The 19,890-nt window shown below is 50.4% G+C and carries 15 protein-coding genes; 5 read left to right on the forward strand and 10 right to left on the reverse strand.

Features of this window, described 5'->3' with window-relative positions; translation table 11 throughout:
• Positions 1-1,105: 1,105 nt before the first annotated feature.
• Both HX823_RS24880 and HX823_RS24885 read left to right on the forward strand, forming a co-directional pair.
• Positions 1,106-1,948: a dioxygenase gene (locus HX823_RS24880; protein WP_080642384.1), complete on the forward strand. Its 843-nt coding sequence runs from the start codon at positions 1,106-1,108 to the stop codon at positions 1,946-1,948.
• Positions 1,949-1,995: 47 nt separating this feature from the next.
• Positions 1,996-2,337: a Dabb family protein gene (locus HX823_RS24885; RefSeq protein ID WP_038845904.1), complete on the forward strand. Its 342-nt coding sequence runs from the start codon at positions 1,996-1,998 to the stop codon at positions 2,335-2,337.
• A gap of 291 nt (positions 2,338-2,628) precedes the next feature.
• On the opposite strand, the gene HX823_RS24890 is transcribed toward HX823_RS24885, so the two are convergent.
• On the reverse strand, positions 2,629-3,693 hold the full coding sequence (locus tag HX823_RS24890; protein ID WP_050572424.1) for a hypothetical protein: 1,065 nt from the start codon (positions 3,691-3,693) through the stop codon (positions 2,629-2,631).
• A 185-nt stretch (positions 3,694-3,878) separates the two neighbouring features.
• On the opposite strand from HX823_RS24890, the gene HX823_RS24895 reads away from it, so the two are divergent.
• On the forward strand, positions 3,879-5,285 hold the full coding sequence (locus HX823_RS24895) for a PLP-dependent aminotransferase family protein (RefSeq protein WP_050572425.1): 1,407 nt from the start codon (positions 3,879-3,881) through the stop codon (positions 5,283-5,285).
• Between the two features lie 266 nt (positions 5,286-5,551).
• On the opposite strand, the gene HX823_RS24900 is transcribed toward HX823_RS24895, so the two are convergent.
• From HX823_RS24900 to HX823_RS24915, 4 genes are all read right to left on the reverse strand, one after another.
• Positions 5,552-6,511 carry a LysR family transcriptional regulator gene (locus HX823_RS24900; protein ID WP_016976858.1) on the reverse strand — a complete coding sequence of 320 codons (960 nt, stop codon included), beginning with the start codon at positions 6,509-6,511 and terminating at the stop codon, positions 5,552-5,554.
• A gap of 351 nt (positions 6,512-6,862) precedes the next feature.
• Complete coding sequence (locus HX823_RS24905) at positions 6,863-8,272, reverse strand: VOC family protein (protein ID WP_038845905.1); 1,410 nt, start codon at positions 8,270-8,272, stop codon at positions 6,863-6,865.
• A gap of 291 nt (positions 8,273-8,563) precedes the next feature.
• Positions 8,564-10,222, reverse strand: a complete 1,659-nt coding sequence (locus HX823_RS24910; RefSeq protein WP_016978831.1) for a GMC family oxidoreductase — start codon at positions 10,220-10,222, stop codon at positions 8,564-8,566.
• 110 nt (positions 10,223-10,332) lie between these two features.
• A complete protein-coding gene (locus HX823_RS24915) occupies positions 10,333-11,808 on the reverse strand; it encodes an aldehyde dehydrogenase family protein (RefSeq protein WP_080642367.1) in 1,476 nt (491 codons plus the stop codon).
• A 340-nt stretch (positions 11,809-12,148) separates the two neighbouring features.
• On the opposite strand from HX823_RS24915, the gene HX823_RS24920 reads away from it, so the two are divergent.
• Both HX823_RS24920 and HX823_RS24925 read left to right on the forward strand, forming a co-directional pair.
• Positions 12,149-13,192, forward strand: coding sequence for an AraC family transcriptional regulator (locus HX823_RS24920; RefSeq protein ID WP_177077175.1), 1,044 nt, complete (start codon positions 12,149-12,151; stop codon positions 13,190-13,192).
• Positions 13,193-13,500: 308 nt separating this feature from the next.
• Positions 13,501-14,319, forward strand: coding sequence for a transporter (locus HX823_RS24925; RefSeq protein ID WP_016978834.1), 819 nt, complete (start codon positions 13,501-13,503; stop codon positions 14,317-14,319).
• 409 nt (positions 14,320-14,728) lie between these two features.
• On the opposite strand, the gene HX823_RS24930 is transcribed toward HX823_RS24925, so the two are convergent.
• The 5 genes from HX823_RS24930 to HX823_RS24950 form a co-directional block, all read right to left on the reverse strand.
• Positions 14,729-15,382 (reverse strand): cysteine hydrolase family protein, encoded by a 654-nt coding sequence (locus tag HX823_RS24930; RefSeq protein WP_256350250.1) that lies wholly within the window; start codon positions 15,380-15,382, stop codon positions 14,729-14,731.
• A gap of 72 nt (positions 15,383-15,454) precedes the next feature.
• Entirely contained in the window at positions 15,455-16,696 is a 1,242-nt protein-coding gene (locus HX823_RS24935; protein ID WP_025999932.1) for an OprD family porin, read from the reverse strand.
• A 408-nt stretch (positions 16,697-17,104) separates the two neighbouring features.
• Entirely contained in the window at positions 17,105-18,058 is a 954-nt protein-coding gene (locus tag HX823_RS24940; RefSeq protein ID WP_016978837.1) for a LysR family transcriptional regulator, read from the reverse strand.
• Between the two features lie 275 nt (positions 18,059-18,333).
• The gene (locus tag HX823_RS24945) at positions 18,334-19,338 is read right to left on the reverse strand and encodes an amidohydrolase family protein (RefSeq protein WP_235165410.1); all 1,005 of its coding nucleotides are present in this window, start codon (positions 19,336-19,338) and stop codon (positions 18,334-18,336) included.
• Positions 19,335-19,889, reverse strand: coding sequence for a 3-hydroxyanthranilate 3,4-dioxygenase (locus HX823_RS24950; protein ID WP_016978839.1), 555 nt, complete (start codon positions 19,887-19,889; stop codon positions 19,335-19,337). The genes HX823_RS24945 and HX823_RS24950 overlap by 4 nt, the downstream gene beginning before the upstream one ends.
• Position 19,890 lies beyond the last annotated feature (1 nt).

Genomic DNA, 19,890 nt, shown 5'->3' on the forward strand with positions numbered 1-19,890 from the left:
ACACTGATATTGATTTTCCTAGCGTAACAGTAGTCTAAGTTTTGTTAAGTGGCGGTCGTCTAAAATTAACTATCACTAAAGATGACTTAGTTTTTGTCCTCAATGGGGCCTCATTACAGAGACCCCATTCTTCAATTGTTTAACTGGTCGGCATTAAACACAGTAACCGTAACGGGTAGCTGGATTATCATTACTACGAGATGCTGTTATGAAAGCTGACAAGCTATGGATAATCATAATTTTGACTTTGATGATCAATGGCGGAGCGCTCTTGGGTTTTGGACAAGCTTCCACCGGTGCTATCGCTCGTAGCATCGAATGCCGGCATTGGATAGCACGTACCGCAGAAATGATGAAAGGTTCTATGCTTGGAGTCGGAAGCTCGCCAGCCAGATGTTGAAAATGCTTAATAAGTTCACAAAAGGTCAGCAATGTGTGACCAACAGACGGTTATGGACAAAGCAAAAGCCGCTTTGCCGACTTATGCTTTATCCAGTCATACTTTATGCTTGAATGGCCTCTTTTCAATAACGAAACGAGGTACGCAACACCACGATTTGCGAGTTACTGCCTCCGGCATTCTTGTTCGCCGAACCGATGTCATAGAACAGATAGTCGAGACCGACCGTGATATTGGAGATAGGCGTCCAGTTGACGTTGGCTTGATACAGGTGCCCAAGTGTTTGTCGCTACCGGTAGTGGTTCCGGAAACGGTCACCATGCCGGGCAGGCACACTCCGTCATCACTGTTCTGGCGCCACGCGGCAAATACCCCTGGCTCGAATGTGCTTCGTGTACATGTCGACTGGAATCAGGCCGAGTCAATCGCTTGGACACTCAGTCCTGGATGAGGGTGACGTAGAAGACGGCTGGTTGCTGGTCTGTCGATCATTTGCAGACAGCTAAGAACTTATCGTTCGGTTCCTTTGATACCTTGGCGGGTTTACCGGCAGGAGACACCTATGAACGCTGAGCTTAATGCCAGTAACCATATATCGCTCACAAAAACGACGGAGAACTCGAAAGTGCACTGCCGCAACCTGACGACATCGATCTCAACAACCTCTTCACCGAAACCAGTTAGGTGGAAGTCGTTAACGCACGTATGAGCGATTTCGGCGACCCGTGCACTCGCCAGGTGATGGGCGTTATCGTGAAGCACTTCCATGCTGCCATCAAGGAAATCGAGCCCACGTATGCGGAATGGCACGCGGCCATCGAGTTTCTCACTGATGTAGGGCACATGTATAACGACCGGCGCCAGGAGTTCATTCTGCTGTCCGACGTGCTGGATGCGAGCATGCTGGCGGAAGTCATCAACGATCGTCCTCACTCGACAGGACGTCAACCGCCGACCTTTAACACCGTATTGGGGCCGTTCTACTTGCCCGGAGCACCGCACTATCCCAACAACAGCAACATCTGCCTGGATGAGAAAGACGAACCTTTACTGGTTAGCGGGTACGTAAAGGACACTGAAGGTCGGCCTATCGTGGGCGCGACGCTCGATATCTGGCAAACCAACGAAGACGGTTTCTATGACTTGCAACAGCGCGGGATACAGTCCGACTTGGTTCTGCGTGGTGTATTCGTTTCTGAGGCTGACGGACACTATGCATTTCGCACATCCAAACCGCGTCATTATCCTATTCCCAGCGACGGTCCGGTCGGCAAGCTTCTAGGCCGGATTGGACGGCATCCTCATTGGGCAGCGCATATTCACTTTATCGTCACGGTGCTTGGATACGAACTGGTCACCACGCACATCTTTGCTCCGGATTGCCCTTATCTGCGCGAAGACACCGTGCTCGGAGTTAGGCCCGCCCTGATTGCCACTATCGACAGGCTAAGCGATGCGGATATGGCAAAGTGCCGTGGCCTGAAAGCGCCATTCCTCCATATCAACTGGGATTTCATTCTGCAATCTACCACATCAGTGGGTGAGTAACGGCGCTCTATCGCGCGAGTCCGCTCTATGCTTAATAGGTTTACTATATGATCAAACACATTGTTATGTGGAATATAAAGGGTGCCAGCTCTGCTGAGAAGCTCGCGAATAGCCTTCGGGTAAAAAACCTGGTCGAAGGTCTAGCGGGCAACATTCCTGGCATGAAGACTATCGAGGTTGGCATCGAGATCAGCCAGATCGAGTATGCCTGCGACGTTGTGCTCTACAGTGGGTTCGATAGTCACGAAGCGCTGGAGGGATGCTCTTCCCATCCGGCACATCTGAGCGTTCGCCAACAATTGGAAGGCGTGCGGACAACTCGTCACCAAGTGGACTATTTGCCCGGTGGACAGGCGGTGTCAGATCGAGCGGCGGTTGAGGTTGGCTAGGAGTTAGAAGTGTGAACTTCACTTTTGAACCCTGTGCACAACGCGTTCTGTTCGGACACAGACTCACTTGCTTGCAAAAACCAGGATGGACTCCAAGTGGATTTGATGTCTGTGCACGGAGCAGAAGAGTAGACAGCGACGTGATGTGTTGCGAACACCCGTGACACACGAATAGTTCATCCTATCATCTTTGGGAGGGACCGAAGCTAGCTGTTACGGCCCCTTTAGTTTTTAGCATCAGAACAAACCAGCAGCCTCACTATTGGTCCGCTTTGTAAAAAATATGGTCACTCAGATCAGTCTAAGTCCAGTCATGCCGCACATAATTGCCACCGAAATCAGCGAGCTTATCCCTGCTCCCAGCCACCAAATCCGATTTGCATTCGATTGACTTACCTCATGCGCGAGCAGCACCACGCGTAACCCTGAAAACAGGTGAGTCAACACAAAAAACACACCAAGTGCGTAGTGGGGCAAGAGACGGATGTTCCAAGCGTCGTGTATCAAGCCGGCGGGCAGTCCTGCGGCGAAAGCCCAGTCGGTGGGAATGTCGAGAAAAGTACGCGCAAAGATGAACACAGAATTCATGTGACCGAGAATAAACACTGACATAAACACACCTGATGCCACCTGAAAAACCCGATAACGGTCAGCTGTTGTTTCTGTCCAAGTCCACGCTAGTCGTAGGCCGCTGATAATCTGGAACAGCATGACCGTCACCAACAGCGGTTCGATAGCTGCAGCTCTATAGACGGTACGGCCTATATCCATCACTGCTGCATGCGCTTGAGGGCTTATAAGCCCAAACAAATGATTAATGATATGAAATAGAACGTAGAGTGCAGTTATTGAGCCACTGATACCGTGAGCTACACGCAGACGTGAGGACGGATGTGCTTGAGAAAGCATGCTGGAATCGCCTTCTCTCGTTGCCCACGCCCCCAGCAGCAACCAGGCCGGCGACCATACCCAGGTATCTGGAATCGTGCTACCAGCCATGTAAGTAAGCACGCCAAAGAACACATATAGCGTAGGAACGGCAACTGCCAGCAACGCAAATCGTCGGGCGCGGGTGCTTTCCCTAGGCGCAGCATGAATTACACGACCCGCCATGATCAGACAAATCAGAGGCACAGCAAATGCTGCAATCAACAACAAAGCGGCGACGACGATATGACCTGCTGACAAAGACCCATTTATGCCACCAGCAAGTGTTACTGCCCAATGGAATGCCTCTAGGATCCAAGGATAGAGTGCAGCACTCATTGCCGATATCCATATCGTCACCTTGGCATCAAGGGGTCGTACAGAACCGCTGCTCACCATTAAGCGATCCATTCTTGGGTTATAGAGCATCTTATTCTCCAGGGACCGAAGAACATAAATGCTCTGCAAGTCGTATGCATGTAAGCTTTTGGGAAATGGCCTTCCTAGCGACTTATACAATAAACCGTCGTGATGGCAATAAATTTGTGTAACATTACCCTACCAAAGGCAAATTTTATAGAGTCAAAAATGATCAAATTGACTGGGACATTCCAATGAATAAAAAAGTGCACCATGAGGGTGATGGGCTACCGCTGTTTCGGCAGATCTACCTGCGCTTTCGTGATTCAATTAAGGAAGGTCGCCTCAAGCCTGGTGATCGTGTGCCCTCCATTCGGGCGTTAGCCTCTGAACTCCATCTGGCTCAGGGGACAGTCGAGGCTGCGTATCAATTATTGATAAGTGAGGGCTATCTGGTGACACGCGGGCCTGCCGGGACAGTTGTCTCTCCACAAATCAAATCCGCTCCACTTAAGCCTCTCCCGATAAAATCGGAAGCTCCCCAGCAGTCCTTGATACATACGGGAGAGACTCCGCAGCCGCTGCAGATGGGATTGCCGGCGCTGGATGCCTTTCCGACCAAGTTATGGAACCGACTGGCTTACCGTGCTCTGCGCCACTCTCCCATCGACGGTTTGATTTACCCTGATGCGAGAGGACATGTTTCTTTGCGCAACGCAGTCGCGGGTTATCTGGGTGTTTCGCGCGGAATTAGCTGTTCACCTGGACAGGTTTTCATTGTCGCGGGCTACCGAGCTTGCCTCGATTTGATCTGTAGAAGCCTGCTACACAGTGGAGATAGCTGCTGGGTCGAAGACCCCGGTTACTTTGCGACCCACCATTTCCTGCGCGAAGCTGGAGCAAACCTTGTTTCGGTTCCCGTCGATAATGAAGGGATGATTGTTCAGTCAGGTATACAACGAGGCAGCGACGCCCGTTTTGCAGTAGTAACCCCGACCCACCAAAGTCCGTTGTGTGTTCCAATGTCGATGCCTCGCCGGCAAAGTCTACTGGCTTGGGCCCACCACCAACAAAGCTGGATTATCGAAGATGACTATGACAGCGAATACCGCTATCTAGGCCGCCCCCTACCAGCCTTAAAAAGCCTGGATACCTACGATCGAGTCTTGTATTGCGGCACCTTCAGTAAAGTGCTGTTGCCGAGTCTGCGTCTCGCCTACCTAGTGGTACCAGAAAATCTTGTTTCCCGATTCGCTCAGATCGCGGACACCATGCATAGTCATTGCCCTCAGCTATGGCAGGTCACCACAGCCAACTTCATCAATGAAGGCCACTTCGCACGTCATTTGAAGAAAATGCGCGACCTTTATTCAACTCGACGAGGCTTGCTCGTGGATGCGTTGACCAGCGTCCTTGGCTCACGCCTATCGATCGACCATCAAGTCGGAGGGATGCACTTGGTGACACGTCTGGCTGAAGGCAAGGATGATCGTGCCATAATCGCTAAAGCAAAAAGCGCTGGATTGAGTGTTCACGCGCTCACTAACTGGTACTTAGACGCGCCATCTGAGTCGGGCTTGCTGTTAGGTTTCACCAACGTGAAAGACAGGGAGCAAGCCTTATTCTTGGCCACAAAGCTTGGCCAAACGATAGAAAACTGACTAAATTGTTCCAGTAGACGCCCCTCCCCTAAAACTACCTTTTGGGAATTTTATCAAGGGATCTTGTGGACCGGATTTGTAGCCCGAGAATCGGCCACAATCGCACTGAAAACACAGCGTTTAACGTGAGTAGAGCACCAAAAATCAAGTTGGCATCAACCTCTCTGTCTCTAAATCTGATCATCGACCGCATCAGCGGTTTTGAATGAAGGCAGCCTGCTCGTTTCTTCGCGTAACCATACGGTGAACGAATGCGTGTAGAGATTTTATTCGAATATACTCTTGGCGGTTTCGCGAAGGCATTTTATGAAGTTTTTGCAAGCGGGATTAACATCTTTATCGGCGCGAATTGAGAACCCCACCTCACCAAAATTAGCACTCTTTGTTAAGTCGAGGACGACTATCAATCCAGCCTTGACGAATTGTAGTGCTGCTGCTCGAGGCATCAACGCAATCATATCAGTTTCCAACAGCAAGCCTATGTTGGTCAGAATAGATAGAGAATTGACATGATGCGGAGGCAGACCCAGTTTCGAATCACGAAAAAATTTTTCGACGGCATTGTAGGAGGGTGATTCCTGAAGTGGGAAGATCCACTCTTCAGTCATCAAGTCAGCGATGCTCAAACCTTTGCTGTCAGCCAGTGGGTGGTCGCATCCGACCACCGCACAAAAAGATTCATGGAACAAAACTTCGTGTTTGAGCGGGAACGCATGGGATAGAGGCAATTCCTGCTCAGGGAGGCGTCCTACGACGATATCTAGATCTCCTGTCGCCAGCGCCGGAAACATTTGCGCCGTTGTTCCTTCGCGAACCGTGATCAACACGCCAGGAGTGGCTTTGCGCAATGCCACGATTGCCCGAGGTAATAACTTAGCAGAGGCCGATATTAGCGTTCCGACAATCACATGCCCTGCTTCACCGGTCCTGAATGCGTTGACCTCCTCAGTCATATAACGCGTCTCGGCAATCAATGACTTGACTCGCCGTCCCAGCATAACACCGAACTCGGTGGGTGTTACTCCTCTATTAGACCGCTCAAACAACGGGCTGCCAAAAAACAACTCAAGATCGTATATAGCTTTTGTTATGGCCGGTTGCGTAAGACTCATTGCATTTGCAGCCCGCACGAATGATCCTGATTCCAGCACCAACTCAAATATCATCAGTTGGTGAAACTTCAATTTGCGGCTTAAGGTGATCGTCGATATAGGTGAAGTTTCCATAACCCTCCTCATGTGAGGTCGATGGTTGCGTCCACAGAACGCCTCAGCCGACAGTATAGCGTGTTCACTCACATCGTTCCTAGGACGATCTCCTCACCGGGAAAAGGTGCCGAAATTGATCGCAAACCCAAGAAATCGACCTGTTAGTGTGCAGGCAAACACCGACACCCTTACGCTTGCCGCTGGGGGCCAGGCGGGTTCGAATATCAATCGCACAGCCCTCACACACCTGTTGCAAAAAGCTCCGAGGTCAGGATGAGCCCCACCGAATGCTACTCGTCCTCTTACCTTTCTAGCTCCCTTTGTGCTGAGGTGAGGGAAGACTCATGACTAAGGGGCCTAATACGTCCGCTAAAGCATCCAGCTTGCTTCGCTAATCCTCATGATTCTGGCGCAGCTACGCAAAGAACGCGTTTGGCTTTCGGCGTAAAGCTCAAGTTCATTAAGCGTCTTCCTACCAAGCGCTGAGTGAAACTTTTTCTGATTTGAGTTTGCCGAATAGTGTGGTGGAGCATCGCCACCCAAATTGGACTGAAAAATCCCTGCTGCGCTTACAGGCAGAAAGTCCTCATAAACTATCGGTTCAAACCTGATCCAACCCTCATCAACAAGCTGATTCAAGCTTTTCATCTGCAAATTATTACCCGAAGCTTCCATTGCCCTTTCGGCTGGAAAATACCGGAAATATGCGAGTCCCAGCGAACGCATCTCCTCATAATTGTCGGGAAATGCTTGAAAAGCCTTTTCCAGAATACGAACGTATTCAGCAGCGTTTGCCTCGTTTGGAACCTCGCCCAACTCGTTCCGAGCAACGCTTAAACGCTCGTCATAGAGAGCTCGCCCCTTAGGCGTGAGAGCAACGCCACGTTGTTCAATTTCCCCGAAGCGAGCAGAGTGACTACCTGACTCTCCTACCTCTTGCCCCACAAAGCTGATGGATTCCTCAAGCGCCTTAAAACTGGTTTGACGTAGGAGGATCGGGCATTTCCTTCGAGGCGGACCTTCAATCACCGCTTTCGGAACAATTCCCTTCATAAACATACCTCGCTGAACGGCATCGATGTCCATAGTACGAGGGGTCAGGTGATTGATATGGGGGCCTTTGAAGGCGACGACATCGGCGATCAAACGGTGCTGAGCACTCAGTTTCATGTATTGGTCAAGAGAGACAGTAGCTATGTTATGCCAGCGGAAGGTTTCGAGAGCACGGTCAACAAACTCCGAAGCGTCCGCAGCAGATAGTCCGCCTGCAGCTTCGCATTGCTCAATTAGTTCTAAAGCTCGAGGAGTAAAAATCTTGCGCTGACAGAGCAAATGCTGAGCGATCGCTCGGAGCTCCGTATCGTCTATCAATTCGACTCTGAGCAGAGAAGTAAATACTCTGAACGGGCAAGTGTTGAGTGCAGCGTCTTCAATTGCCCGAAATGCTGTGGAATGAACAGGGACCCCAGCGGGGGCCAGATCGTAGTACCCGACAGGTTCCATTCCCATCACAGCAAACAACCTACACAACATTGACAACTCTGCATCTGTGCCTACACGAATTGCGCCGTGCCGCTCGTTATGTAAGCGGTGAATTTCACCAGTCTGCGCCAGTTTTTTGAACAGTTCGGGGTCTGCGCTTATGACTTCCCTATTCACCTCGGAAACCAGTTCCATCAAAATACCATAGAGAGGCACTTCATCCCTGTACATCTGTGACATTGCATGGGAAAACGCTGACCTAATCTCGTCCGTACTCGAAAAATTAGAAGCATTCATCGAATGTGTTCTCCTCACAAAATACAACTGCGACGTTAAACCTTGATGGCACCTCAACATGCCTCTCAGCCAGCGTTGGGTAGCAACAAAATACTAGAATCCAATGCCACACCGTAAGAAAGAAAAACTCGATAGGTCTATCGATGTGCATTTCGTAATCCCTTGCAAGAGCAGGTTTGTTATTGATGAAGACCTGTAAAGCACAGGCTGGCTTCATCGCCGACAAGCCCGCTCCTACGAGACTCATGATCCATAGTGGGAGCAGCCTTGCCGGTGAAGCCATGGAGTGCTTTAACTTCTTGTGGACTCCGCGGTACTAACACTGGTCTGGCGACCAGGTGTGCGCAGCGAAATTTTCCCCATCATGTGATCAACACCTTTCTCGGCAACGGCCATTGCTGTCGCGTTGGTGTTGGCGCTGATGATTATCGGCATCATTGAACAGTCAAACACACGAACGTTTTGCACGCCTTTGACCTTCAGATCGGGGGTCAGGACAGACATTGGATCGTCTTCCTGGCCCATCCGGCAAGTACCAACGGGGTGGTAGTTACTTTCCGTAGTCTGGTGGATGTAGTCCAGCAGTGCTTCGTCGGACTGTATCTGGTTGACCGGCGAGAAAATCTCATCGATGACCGAGGAAAACGGAGCTGTCGCGACGATCTCTCTCAGGTATTTGAGCGACTGCAACATGCGGCGACGGTCCGAAGGATCGCTAAGCCAGCGAAGATCAACTTCAGGATGGTCGGCAGGGTTTGCCGAACGCAGCTTCACCGTGCCCCGCGAAAGCGGCTTGACTAGGTTCGCCATCAGAGTCACGGCGTCGGTTGGGCCACGCTTCACCGTTGGCCACATAGCGCCGATGCAATAAATCTGGATATCTGGATCGGCCTCGGGATCGTCGAGGTTAACGAATGCCATAGTTTCCGAGCCTGTGGAACCGATAGGTCCACTGTTTTTGAACGCAAAATACTGAATCGCGTTTTTAAGCGCTTTCAAGCCAGTATCTTCACCAAAGTAACCAATGGGACGTTTCGTGGTGGCCGAGAGAATCGCGACATGGTGGTCTTGCAGGTTCTGACCGACTCCAGGCGAATCGACCAGAGTCTTGATGCCGTGCTCCTCCAGATGTTTGCAAGGACCAATGCCCGACAACATGAGCAGTTGTGGTGAAACAAAGGCGCCTGCTGTCAGGATGACCTCACCAGTGGTTGAGGCCTGATGAGTAATGTCGTCAACCACATATTCCACACCCACCGCGCGAGTGCCCTCAAACAGAATTCGATTCACGCGCGCCGAGGTCACCAAGGTCAAGCGAGGATCGTTAAGGATCGGGCTTAAGAAGGCGTCCGCGGAACTGCAACGTCTCCCGCGATAAACCGTAGATTGCGTAAGACCAACACCATGGAGATTGCCGGAGTTGAAATCATCGGTATATGGAATGTTGAGATTTTGCATAGTACGCAGGAACAAGCTGTCAGCTTCGATGAGGTACGGAGCATCCGACACCTTCAATGGCCCCTCACTACCGTGCGCCTCATTCTGCAATCGCTGATTGCCTTCCTGACGGCGGAAATAGGGAATCAGATCATCCCATCCCCATCCGGCGCCACCTGTCGCTTTATCCCATAAATCATAATCAAGTCGGGAGCCTCGCGCATAAAGCATGACGTTGACCGAACTTCCTCCGCCGACAACGTTGCCTTGGGCGACATCGATGGCACGGCCGCCGAGTGACGGCTGGGGCATAGACCTTATGCGCTTAACAAAAGGTGTTTTACCGTAGATCATCTTCAAAGTGCCAGCGGGCATCTTAATGATCTGATTGTTGTTGCTAGGGCCCGCCTCCAATAAAAGAACGCGTGCGCCGTGTTCGAGAACCAACCTATTCACTGTAACACAACCGGAACTTCCGGCTCCAACAACGATAAAATCGAAACTATCTTTCATTATTCTTATCCTGATGATTAGTCGAGCACAACGCATCGCCGGTTAGGCAACATGATGATGGTGCGACGCAAGGCGCTATCACTTAATTAACAACAATAGTGCTAATATCTTTATTTGGTAGCAATAACTTGCACGCTGCAATAAGACTTCAACCCTTCAATGCCAAACTCAACGCCGAAACCTGATTCCTTATGACCACCGAACGGTAGATCACCAGCCAAACTAGCGTGCTGATTAATCCAGACCGTACCGGACTTCAACTGGCTAGCAACTTCTACTAATTGTTTAGTGTCAGTACCCCAGACTGATGAACCGAGTCCATAACTGGTGTCATTGGCACGACGAATTACGTCGTCTAAATCCGTGTATTTCATGACGGAGCGGATAGGACCGAACACTTCTTTTTTCACAAAGGAAGCATCGTCCGCGGGATTATCGAGCATCGTCACAGGAAAGAAATATCCCTGATCAGGTGCCTCACCTTGATACAGAACTTTCGTTCCGCTGCTCTCTATTTCTGCCCAGGTCGCCTGGATCTGTTGAAATTGCATCTTGTTTTGCACAGGTCCCAGCGCCGAATCTGGCGCATAGCCATCGCCAGTCTTAATTTGAGTGGCGTAGGAAATGAGCGCCTGAGTCACTGCCGGGTAAATCGACTCATGAATATAAAGACGCTTAAGACTGATGCATGCGTGTCCATTGAGCATAAACATGCTCCAGAACAGTGACTCGGCTATCTTTTCTGGATCAGCATCTGGAAGCACAATAGCAGGATCGTTACCGCCCAACTCCAGAGTCAAGCGCTTGAGAGTTGTCGCCACTGAGTTCATTACCCGCTTGCCAGTCTGAGTCGAACCGGTGAAGGTTACCTTGTCGAACCCTGGGTGCGCCGTCATCAGCGGACCAAGAGTATCGCCACCGGTGATGATGTTCAGCACGCCTGGTGGTAGCAGATCAATTCCGTAATCCGCGATGCGTAGCACTGTCAAAGGTGCGTACGGTGAAGGTTTCAGAACGATGGTATTGCCGGTCACCAGCGCTGCCAAAACTTTCAGAAAGGATAAAAGTACTGGTGCGTTCCATGGACTAATGGCGCAGACAACGCCTAGCGGAGTATATCGCTTGATCACATGGCCCATTGTTTTCGTATCGCTTTCTTCTGAAGGCAATTCCAGATTAATCAATGCCGGACCGTATTCATCTGTGAGCGTTTGCAGTTCCCAAGTGGATGTCGATAGCGGACGGCCATGCTCTGCCGTTAGCAGCGCTATCAGGTCCGGTTCGTGCTCCTTGATCCGAGCAATAAAGGAGCTCAGGAGCCCTCGCCGCTCGGCGTATGGAGTTGCTGCCCATGCAGGAAAAGCGCCGCGAGCAGCGGCAACCGCTTGATCCAATCCTTCCTGGCCCACGTCAGGGACCGAGGCGATAGCCTCCCCCGTGGCCGGATTCACAACATCCAGGGTGCCGCCGAGAGAAACCCGTTTGCCCCCTATGAAGTTGAAGAAACCAGCCTCCAGATTAGCCCTCTTTAACAACGACGCGCGAGTGGATTGTTCTTTTTGAAATTCAGCAGACATTTCGCTCATGGTTAATCTCTCGATGTGGTTTTCAGGCGTTGCAGCAGGTGCAGAACGCTCATGCTCGAAACGCAGTTCTAAAATCTATCGAGTAAATTGGCGCTTTAGTAATCAAAAAATCATGAGCGTCTATTACAAGATGGAATATCTTAAATCTAACCGTACTTGTATATCCGTTTAAAAATAATATAACCTTCATGACAGTTGACATTTTGAACTCATGTGCTGCATCCTGCTATAGCAGCTGGTACCTAGCGCCGGACTTAATAACTTCCTTAGAGTTTCCGAGAAAAAATCAGAGTTATCAATACTGCATCAATTAACACGACTGTGTTTTGCGAGAGATACCATGACGCACTCATCCGTTACACCCTCTGAATTTCGCCGTCTCTTACTTTCTGACGAACATCTCTTTTTGTGTACCGATGATCGTACCGAAGCAAATCGAGTGATATCCACACTATTTGGCCCATTCCGGAGCTATGCACCGTCCGGACTGAGGGATGCTGGGCCCGTTCTTGTCCATACGGTCAATTGGGGCACACTTAATATTTCCACAGTCAACTACGGCAGTGACGTGAATATTGAACCTGATGATCTGGGGGGATGGCTAATCGTTACGACGGTGATCGCGGGGCGCATTCGAGTTGTGACAGCCGGCAACAGTTACGATGTCGTCGCTGGTGCTACATTACTTACCGTCGATGAGGATCATTCCCGCTTCGAGTACGCGGCGGGCTCGACCGCATTCAAATTGCGGATTCCACGTAGACGTGTGGAGTCGTTGTGCTGGCGGATGATAGGTAGGCAGGGAAGAAGGCCATTGAAATTCGCCGTGGTCATGGATGGACTTCAAGTCAGTTGGCGCTGGTTGTCCTTGCTGGAATTTGTGGTAAGCACGCTTGAAAGAGGTGGTGATCGTCTCTTCCGTGAGCAGTTCGCACCCGCGACTGAGGAGCTGTTGATGATGACGCTGTTGTCGTGTCAGCCTCACAATTACCCGCCAGCGTTGGCGGAGCAGGCTACGACCATCGCTCCGAGCCAATGGCATCGCGCGGTGGCGTACATGGAGCATCATATTAGTGATGCTCTGACCCTTGCCGATATTGCCAATTCAGCCAGCTGCAGTATTCGTTCCCTAACCCGTACCTTCAAGGAGTTCAAGGGTACCACTGCGATGCGTTATCTAGTTGAACTGAGGCTTGATCGTGTGCATACGCAATTGTTGCCCGGCAACGATTCCGCGACAACGATCGAGTCCATCGCATCGCAGTGGGGATTTACCCACTTGGGAATCTTCTACCAGCAATACAAATCCCGCTTCGGCGAGTCGCCCTCCCAGACTCGCCGAACTCGGTTATCACGGGTCGATGTTCCAACCTCACGAGCTTAGTCAATCCCCTATGCCGAACAGCAGTCTTGGCTGCTTCAACTTTATAGCGAACTCCCGACCAGAAGCATTTTGAACAACGCCCTAGCTGGCCTTCTCCGCAGGTAAGCCCACTCACGCAATCGATTTATGCTTAGTACAAAGTCTGTAACCCTAGCGCTGTACGAAGTTAGCCAGATTCCGTATTCGCTGGCTACCTGCCGTTCTAGATAAGCCACGACGGTTCGCTACCTTGCTTTACGTTCGCCAAGATGCGACCGCAACTCGCACAGGCAGCGAAAGCGCTAAATAAAAATAATAAGGCTAATTCAATGAACATCCCGAGCATTCGTTTGGCAATAGGATTTGCTGCTTGCATGGCAGGAAATCTGGCAGTCGCAACTGAAAATGGTGCCGATACTTTTGCCCTTGGTGCCGAGGGCTTCACCACAGGCAATCTTCCTCCTCCTGGCGTTTACCTGCTGGCATACTATCAGAATTATCACGCGTCTCGCTTTAATGACAAACATGGTAAATCCCTGATTCCTGGTTTTGGAATAAATCTGGATGCGATTATTCCGCGCCTAATCTGGATGACTGAAACAAAGATCATGGGAGGACAATTAGGCTTTAGTGCAGCTCAACCGATACTGGATCTACGTGTCAGCCAGGGCGGAATGACCGATCAACGCCAAGCGATGGCAGACCTAGTCCTGGCAGTATTCCTCTCTTGGCACAATGGGTATCACCATTGGGTGACAGCCATGGAGGCGGCAGTTCCAACTGGCACCTACGACAAAAACCAGATGGCGAATGCCGGCAAAAACTACTACACCTTGCGACCGCTCATTCTATATAGCTACCACCAACCTAACGGATGGGACCTTTCCACTGAAGTGACCTACGGCTTCAACTCAACCAATCACGCCACTAACTACCACTCTGGCCAGTATTTCGCTGCAAACTATGCTGCGGGCTATGAGATCAGCCCACACTGGACGATTGGCCTTCAGGGGGATGCCTTCAAGCAACTAACATCCGATCGAGTAGACGGCTCCGATATAGGATTTCGAGGGCAGGAAGTCGCATACGGACCAGGTTTACATTACCAAGGGCAAGGCTGGTCTTTAGAGGCGAAATATCTAAAATAAGCCTTAGTAGAAAACAGACCAGAAGGGACGACGACCTTGGTCAAACTTGTCTGGTCGTTCTAGGCCAATAAAGCTTCGTAGGCCTGCTCTCCAGATGAATGAGACCGGTTCAATGGCTACTTATGGTTGCTTTTATATAAGCTTCATCGTGTATATAAACCGTAATGGCAGGCCTGCGAAAGAACTATGAATTAATGAAAGCAGGACTTGCCTGTGAATACTGTCTAAATATCAAAGCGATTTGAAAGTGCGAACAACCTAGTTGACTCGACACCAACAAACTTGGCTGATCGACAAGATACTCAAACATCAGTCCACACGGAACTACGTCTCTGATGTTGCTTTTCAAACAAGAACCCTAGCAGTGCGGAAGTCCTGGGACCAGACACAATAGGAGACATAAAAATTATCAAGTAGGCAGAACCGTCGGAAAGCAAAATCGTTTCACAAGCTCCTCCGACGTACAGACATCGGCGGTTGATTGTTTGAGTATTATCAGCGAAGTCTGTTGTACTTGCGAGGCAGACAATGCACCCCAGCCGGCATCCGGATGATCACGAGTAGCGCAGCAATCGGCAATAACGAAAGTACGGTAGTCACGAAACAGCGCATCCCTCGCTGTGGCATGAACACAGTTCTCGGTAGTGACACCCACAACCACCACGTTCTGGATCCACCGCTCTTTAAGAATCTGCTGCAGTTCAGTTTCAAAAAAAGCGCTGTAACGATGTTTTTTGATCAGTCGATCACCCTTCTTTGGTGCGCATTCTGGATAGATCTCGGCCCCAAGGCTGCCTTCAACCAACGCCTCTCCTCGGCCGCTTGGCGGATGGATTTCCCCATAACGTCCAATATCCGTACCGTCTTCCTTGTGTACATGGGCGGTGTAGATGATAGTGGCACCTCTGTCGCGCAAGGCGTCGACCAGTTTATTCAGTATCGGAATCAATGCTCGACCGGTAGACGTTTCCAACGGCGCACCGACGGCGATGAAGTCATTCTGCATGTCGATGACCATAACCGCGGTCCTTATTGGATCGAAGATTTTGATGTCGTAGCCCATGTTGTCACCTCGTGTAATGCTCAAAACGGCTGCGTCAACAGCCGCCATGAACGTCTGACTTCCAGTCGAGCCTCAAAAAATGTTTAGCGGGTATTCCGTGATGATCCGAATTTCGTCGATCTCACCGCCTCTATCGGAACTGCGGTACGAAGCGTGGCGTAGCCGGAAACTCAAATTTTTTGCGGGGCCTTCTTGCACCACATACTTGGATTCGATATCTCGTTCCCAGGCATGGCCGTTATTGGTCGCCGCGGTATCGAATCCGGTGCCCTTTACGTATCGGGTCATAAAGGTCAAGCCCGGTATTCCGTAAGGCGCCAGATTCATGTCATAACGGACCTGCCAGGATTTTTCGTCTTGGTAGTTGAAGTCGGAATACTGGATCGAGTTGCCCACATACACCGTACTCAAACCATCGATACCATATTGGTAATCACCACGCCCGGACACACGCTGGTGACCAATCAAGAATCGATGCGCGCCCAAGGTGTAGGCGGCCGACAAACTCCATATCCGGTTATCCAATTCACCTGCCCGAGCTTCGCCACTGCTCTTGGTGTCGTAGATATTGAAGTCAAAATTCAAGGCCTGGGTCTTGGTGAGCGGGATAGCGTAGGTGGTGCTGCCATAGTATTTGCGCCAGTAATCTTCGACTTTTTGATAAAACAAACTGCCGGTCAAGCGATCGCTGAACTTGTAAAACCCGCCGACGTAGTCGAGGCTGGTGAGCCGGGCGCTGTCGGGCTTGCTGTCATTGCGATTGTTGAGGCCGGTGAAATGCCCCGCCGAAAACGTCAGATTTTTTATTTCGTTACTGGTCAGCGACAATCCAGTGGCTGACTCGGGCAACAGCCGCGCGTCGGAGGTAGAAAGGATCGGCAACGACATAAGCTGATTGCCGTACTTAAGCACACTGTTGGAGACCTGAACCTTTAGAGCGCCACCGAGTTTTGAGTAATTGTCTTTGGCGCCATCTTTGTCCTGTTCCAATAGGCCGGTACCACCGCCGGTGCGGCCATCGCCGGTGTCCAGTTTCATACCGAACTGGCCAAGCACGTCGACACCGAAGCCGACCGTCCCTTGCGTAAAACCTGACTGGAAAGTACCGATAAAACCTTGGGCCCATTCTTCACCGAAACTCTGTGGCGCACTGGATTGACGGAAGTTGCGATTCATGAACATGTTGCGGATGTTGATGGATGCTTTCGAACCTTCAACAAATCCGGTGGCATCCGACTGTTGGCTGGCCAGTACCGGCTGTATTGCTCCAGTTGTCACCATCAAAGCGACAGCATTTATTGTTTTTATGCGCATAGTAAGCTCCGTTAAAAGTCACTGATTGGCTTAAAGGGGCAAAATATTTTTATTATTGTGATACGCACAGCATAGTGCCGCTCGGTCACAGCTGTTCATTGTTGTTATATGCTGTTTAACACTTGCGACTTAGTCGGCGAATGAATTCAATACAGCAAGCGACGCTGATTATCCAGTCGCTCTGTACTTGGATTTGCAAAACACCAAAAAAGACACACTCTCTTTTTAGGCCATCCAAAAAACAAATGCCAATCAATATCCCCTCATCGTCCATTACCGTTAGTAATAGACAATCCGATAGGCGCCATCAAATTACGTGCCTGAAAACCAGACAAACGAAGGAGAATAGAATGAAAGGTGGTCCGATCAAGAGTGACGGAACAGGGGGATTACGCTCAGGGAAGAGGGTTATTCAAATATTCCCATGGCGGCCTCACGAAGACACTTAATAAAATTTTTACAGGCAGGGTTAACGTCTTTGTCAGCCCGTATCGAAAAACCGACTTGGCCAAAATTGGCGGTGCTGGTCATATCAAGGATGGCCAACAAGCCAGCTTTCAAGAATTGCAATGCAGCCGCACGGGGCATCAGCGCGATCATATCGGTTTCCAACAACAAGCCAATATTAGTCAGCGTCGAAAGAGAATGTACATGATGAGGCGGCAGGCCTAACCCGCCATCCCGGAAAAACTTAGCGACAGCATTGTAGGACGGGGACTCCTGCAACGGAAATATCCACTCCTCGCACATCAACTCGGCAACGTTCAGACCTTTTCGATCCGACAGTGCATGACCTTTTCCCACTACCGCGCAAAAGGATTCATCAAACAAGACCTCGTGCTTGAGCGCAAACGCATGCGCCAGCTCTTGCTCCGGAAGCCGACCGACCACAATGTCAAGGTCCCCAGTGGCCAAAGCGGGAAACATTTGTGCCGTTGTACCTTCACGGACCGTGATCGAAACACCTGGCGTAGCCTTGCGTAATTTCACTATGGCACGCGGTAAAAGCTTCGCCGACGCGGAGATAAGTGTACCGACAATAACGTGCCCGGCATCCCCTGTGCGGAAAGCGTTGACTTCTTCAGTCATGTAACGAGTTTCAGCAATCAATGACTTTACGCGACGACCTAACATGATGCCGAATTCGGTGGGCGTCACCCCTCGATTGGAGCGATCAAACAAAGGACCGCCAAAAAAAGACTCCAGATCGTAAATAGCTTTAGTGATCGCTGGCTGAGTAAGGCCCATGGTATTGGCAGCTCTTACAAATGAACCTGACTCCAGCACCAGCTCAAATATCATGAGCTGGTTGAATTTCAATTTTCGACTTAACGTGATTGCCGATATGGGTAAGATTTCCATAACGCTCCAGGTATAAAATCGACATTAGTGCCCATCGAATGCTAAAAACAGAGTATAACGCGATGGGCCATCCGATCCTCAGGAAAAGACTGATTTCCAGACTAAATACCTACAAATTTTCTTGGCAGTAAGCCCCGCTTACTTACCAGCGCTCTTGAACTTTCAGAACGGCGCGCTAGCAAATTCAGAGTGCTTATCGCGCCTTTTAAATAGAACGCTTTTATGTTTGCCGTCCTGATTTTCAGTAATAGGAAATGGTGTATCAGTACTGCTGACTACAGCGGAATGTTGAAAAACTGGCTGGCGTTGCCCGACAGAATCTTTTTCTTGGTTGACTCCTCAAAATCACTGGTCAAAATCAAGTCACCTATTTTTTGCTCCCCCAATGGGAATGGGTAATCGGACCCCAACATGACACGATCCTCGCCCATCACACTGACCAACAGCTCCAGTGCCGCCGGGTTAAATACCGCACTGTCGACAAAAAATCGGTCGGCGTATTCGGACGGCAGGCGCGGGCAGTCTTCGCGCACGATATCGCGATGTCGCCAAGCGTTATCAACGCGCCCTAGCAGAAATGCAAAACTGCCCCCGCCGTGCCCGAAGCAAATTTTCAGCGACTTTGGAATTCGCTCGAATGCACCGGACAATATCAGCGATAAAATCGCAAGCTGTGTTTCCGCCGGCATGGCAACCAACCACGGCAACATCCACTTCTTCATCCGCTGTCCACCCATCATGTCCCACGGATGAACCAGAATTGGGATGTTCTCGTTGGCACAGTGGGTCAAAAAGGATTCGAGTGTCGCATCGTCGAGATCCTTGTCTCCCAAATGGTTGCCAATCTGTACACCAAGATGCCCCGATGCCACAGCACGCGATGCTTCTCTACACGCCAAATCCAGATCTTGCAAGGGTACCTGAGCCAGAACTTTGAGACGCTGGGGGTTGTGACCGGCAAACTCTAAGGCCAAATCATTCATTCGCGCAGCCCATTGCGCCGTTTTTTTGGCCTCCCATGTGTAGCCGAACATCACAGGCGTGGCGCAAGTCACCTGGACATCCACGCCCTGCGCGTCCATTTCTTCAATCCGGACAGCGGGATCCCATAGAGCCTGGTAAACCGGACGGAAATTATTCTTGCCCATCATAATTGAACCGGTATCACCTTTAGCGCTTACTTGTAGCCAAGGTGCCTGTGCCGAATCGAACTCCGCAGCTTCTTGTTCCGAAATCCGTGGAAAAAAGTGCGAATGCATATCGATATGTGGACTTTTCAAGATTTTTCTCCACGCGCCATTGCATCAATCGCCGCCTTACCCGGGTGAACCTGGCCGCATTGCGGGCACTTGCGTAAGTTCTCATTGGCATAAAACACATCGAACAACGGGGGCAAATCGGTGACGATATTTTTAAGTTGTACTTCAACACGATGGACAAGCCCGTTACAGTTCAAGCAGTACCATTCAAAACCATCGATCGTGCCTTGTGGCCGTTGGCGTTCAATGACCAAACAGCGACTTTCCGGATCAGGCCGTTGCGGTGAGTGACGCAAATGTGGGGGCAAAAGAAAGATCGCACCCTCTTCCAGTTCAAGACGCTCCAACTGCCCCCGGTCCATGATGTTCAAGTAAGCGTTGCCCTTAAACTGATAGAAGAACTCTTCCATCGGGTCATCATGAAAATCGGTACGAAAATTAGGCCCTCCCACTACCGTTACCAAAAAATCGGCATCCTTCCACACTTGCTGGTTGCCAACTGGCGGTTTAAGCAAGTCTTTGTGATCGTCAAGCCAGCGCTGAAAATTCAATGGTTTACCGTATGTAAACATC

Origin of the sequence: Pseudomonas sp. P7759 (genome assembly GCF_013386445.1) — a bacterium.
Classification (GTDB): Bacteria; Pseudomonadota; Gammaproteobacteria; order Pseudomonadales; family Pseudomonadaceae; genus Aquipseudomonas; species Aquipseudomonas azotoformans_A.

Bases quoted from the DNA above. Each gene is read 5' to 3' on its own strand.
- HX823_RS24925 (WP_016978834.1), top strand. From the start codon at position 13,501: ATGAACATCCCGAGCATTCGTTTGGCAATAGGATTTGCTGCTTGCATG.
- HX823_RS24915 (WP_080642367.1), bottom strand. From the start codon at position 11,808: ATGAGCGAAATGTCTGCTGAATTTCAAAAAGAACAATCCACTCGCGCG.
- HX823_RS24895 (WP_050572425.1), top strand. From the start codon at position 3,879: ATGAATAAAAAAGTGCACCATGAGGGTGATGGGCTACCGCTGTTTCGG.
- HX823_RS24885 (WP_038845904.1), top strand. From the start codon at position 1,996: ATGATCAAACACATTGTTATGTGGAATATAAAGGGTGCCAGCTCTGCT.
- HX823_RS24900 (WP_016976858.1), bottom strand. From the start codon at position 6,511: ATGGAAACTTCACCTATATCGACGATCACCTTAAGCCGCAAATTGAAG.
- HX823_RS24940 (WP_016978837.1), bottom strand. From the start codon at position 18,058: ATGGAAATCTTACCCATATCGGCAATCACGTTAAGTCGAAAATTGAAA.
- HX823_RS24935 (WP_025999932.1), bottom strand. From the start codon at position 16,696: ATGCGCATAAAAACAATAAATGCTGTCGCTTTGATGGTGACAACTGGA.
- HX823_RS24880 (WP_080642384.1), top strand. From the start codon at position 1,106: ATGAGCGATTTCGGCGACCCGTGCACTCGCCAGGTGATGGGCGTTATC.
- HX823_RS24905 (WP_038845905.1), bottom strand. From the start codon at position 8,272: ATGAATGCTTCTAATTTTTCGAGTACGGACGAGATTAGGTCAGCGTTT.
- HX823_RS24920 (WP_177077175.1), top strand. From the start codon at position 12,149: ATGACGCACTCATCCGTTACACCCTCTGAATTTCGCCGTCTCTTACTT.
- HX823_RS24930 (WP_256350250.1), bottom strand. From the start codon at position 15,382: ATGGGCTACGACATCAAAATCTTCGATCCAATAAGGACCGCGGTTATG.
- HX823_RS24950 (WP_016978839.1), bottom strand. From the start codon at position 19,889: ATGTTTACATACGGTAAACCATTGAATTTTCAGCGCTGGCTTGACGAT.
- HX823_RS24890 (WP_050572424.1), bottom strand. From the start codon at position 3,693: ATGCTCTATAACCCAAGAATGGATCGCTTAATGGTGAGCAGCGGTTCT.
- HX823_RS24910 (WP_016978831.1), bottom strand. From the start codon at position 10,222: ATGAAAGATAGTTTCGATTTTATCGTTGTTGGAGCCGGAAGTTCCGGT.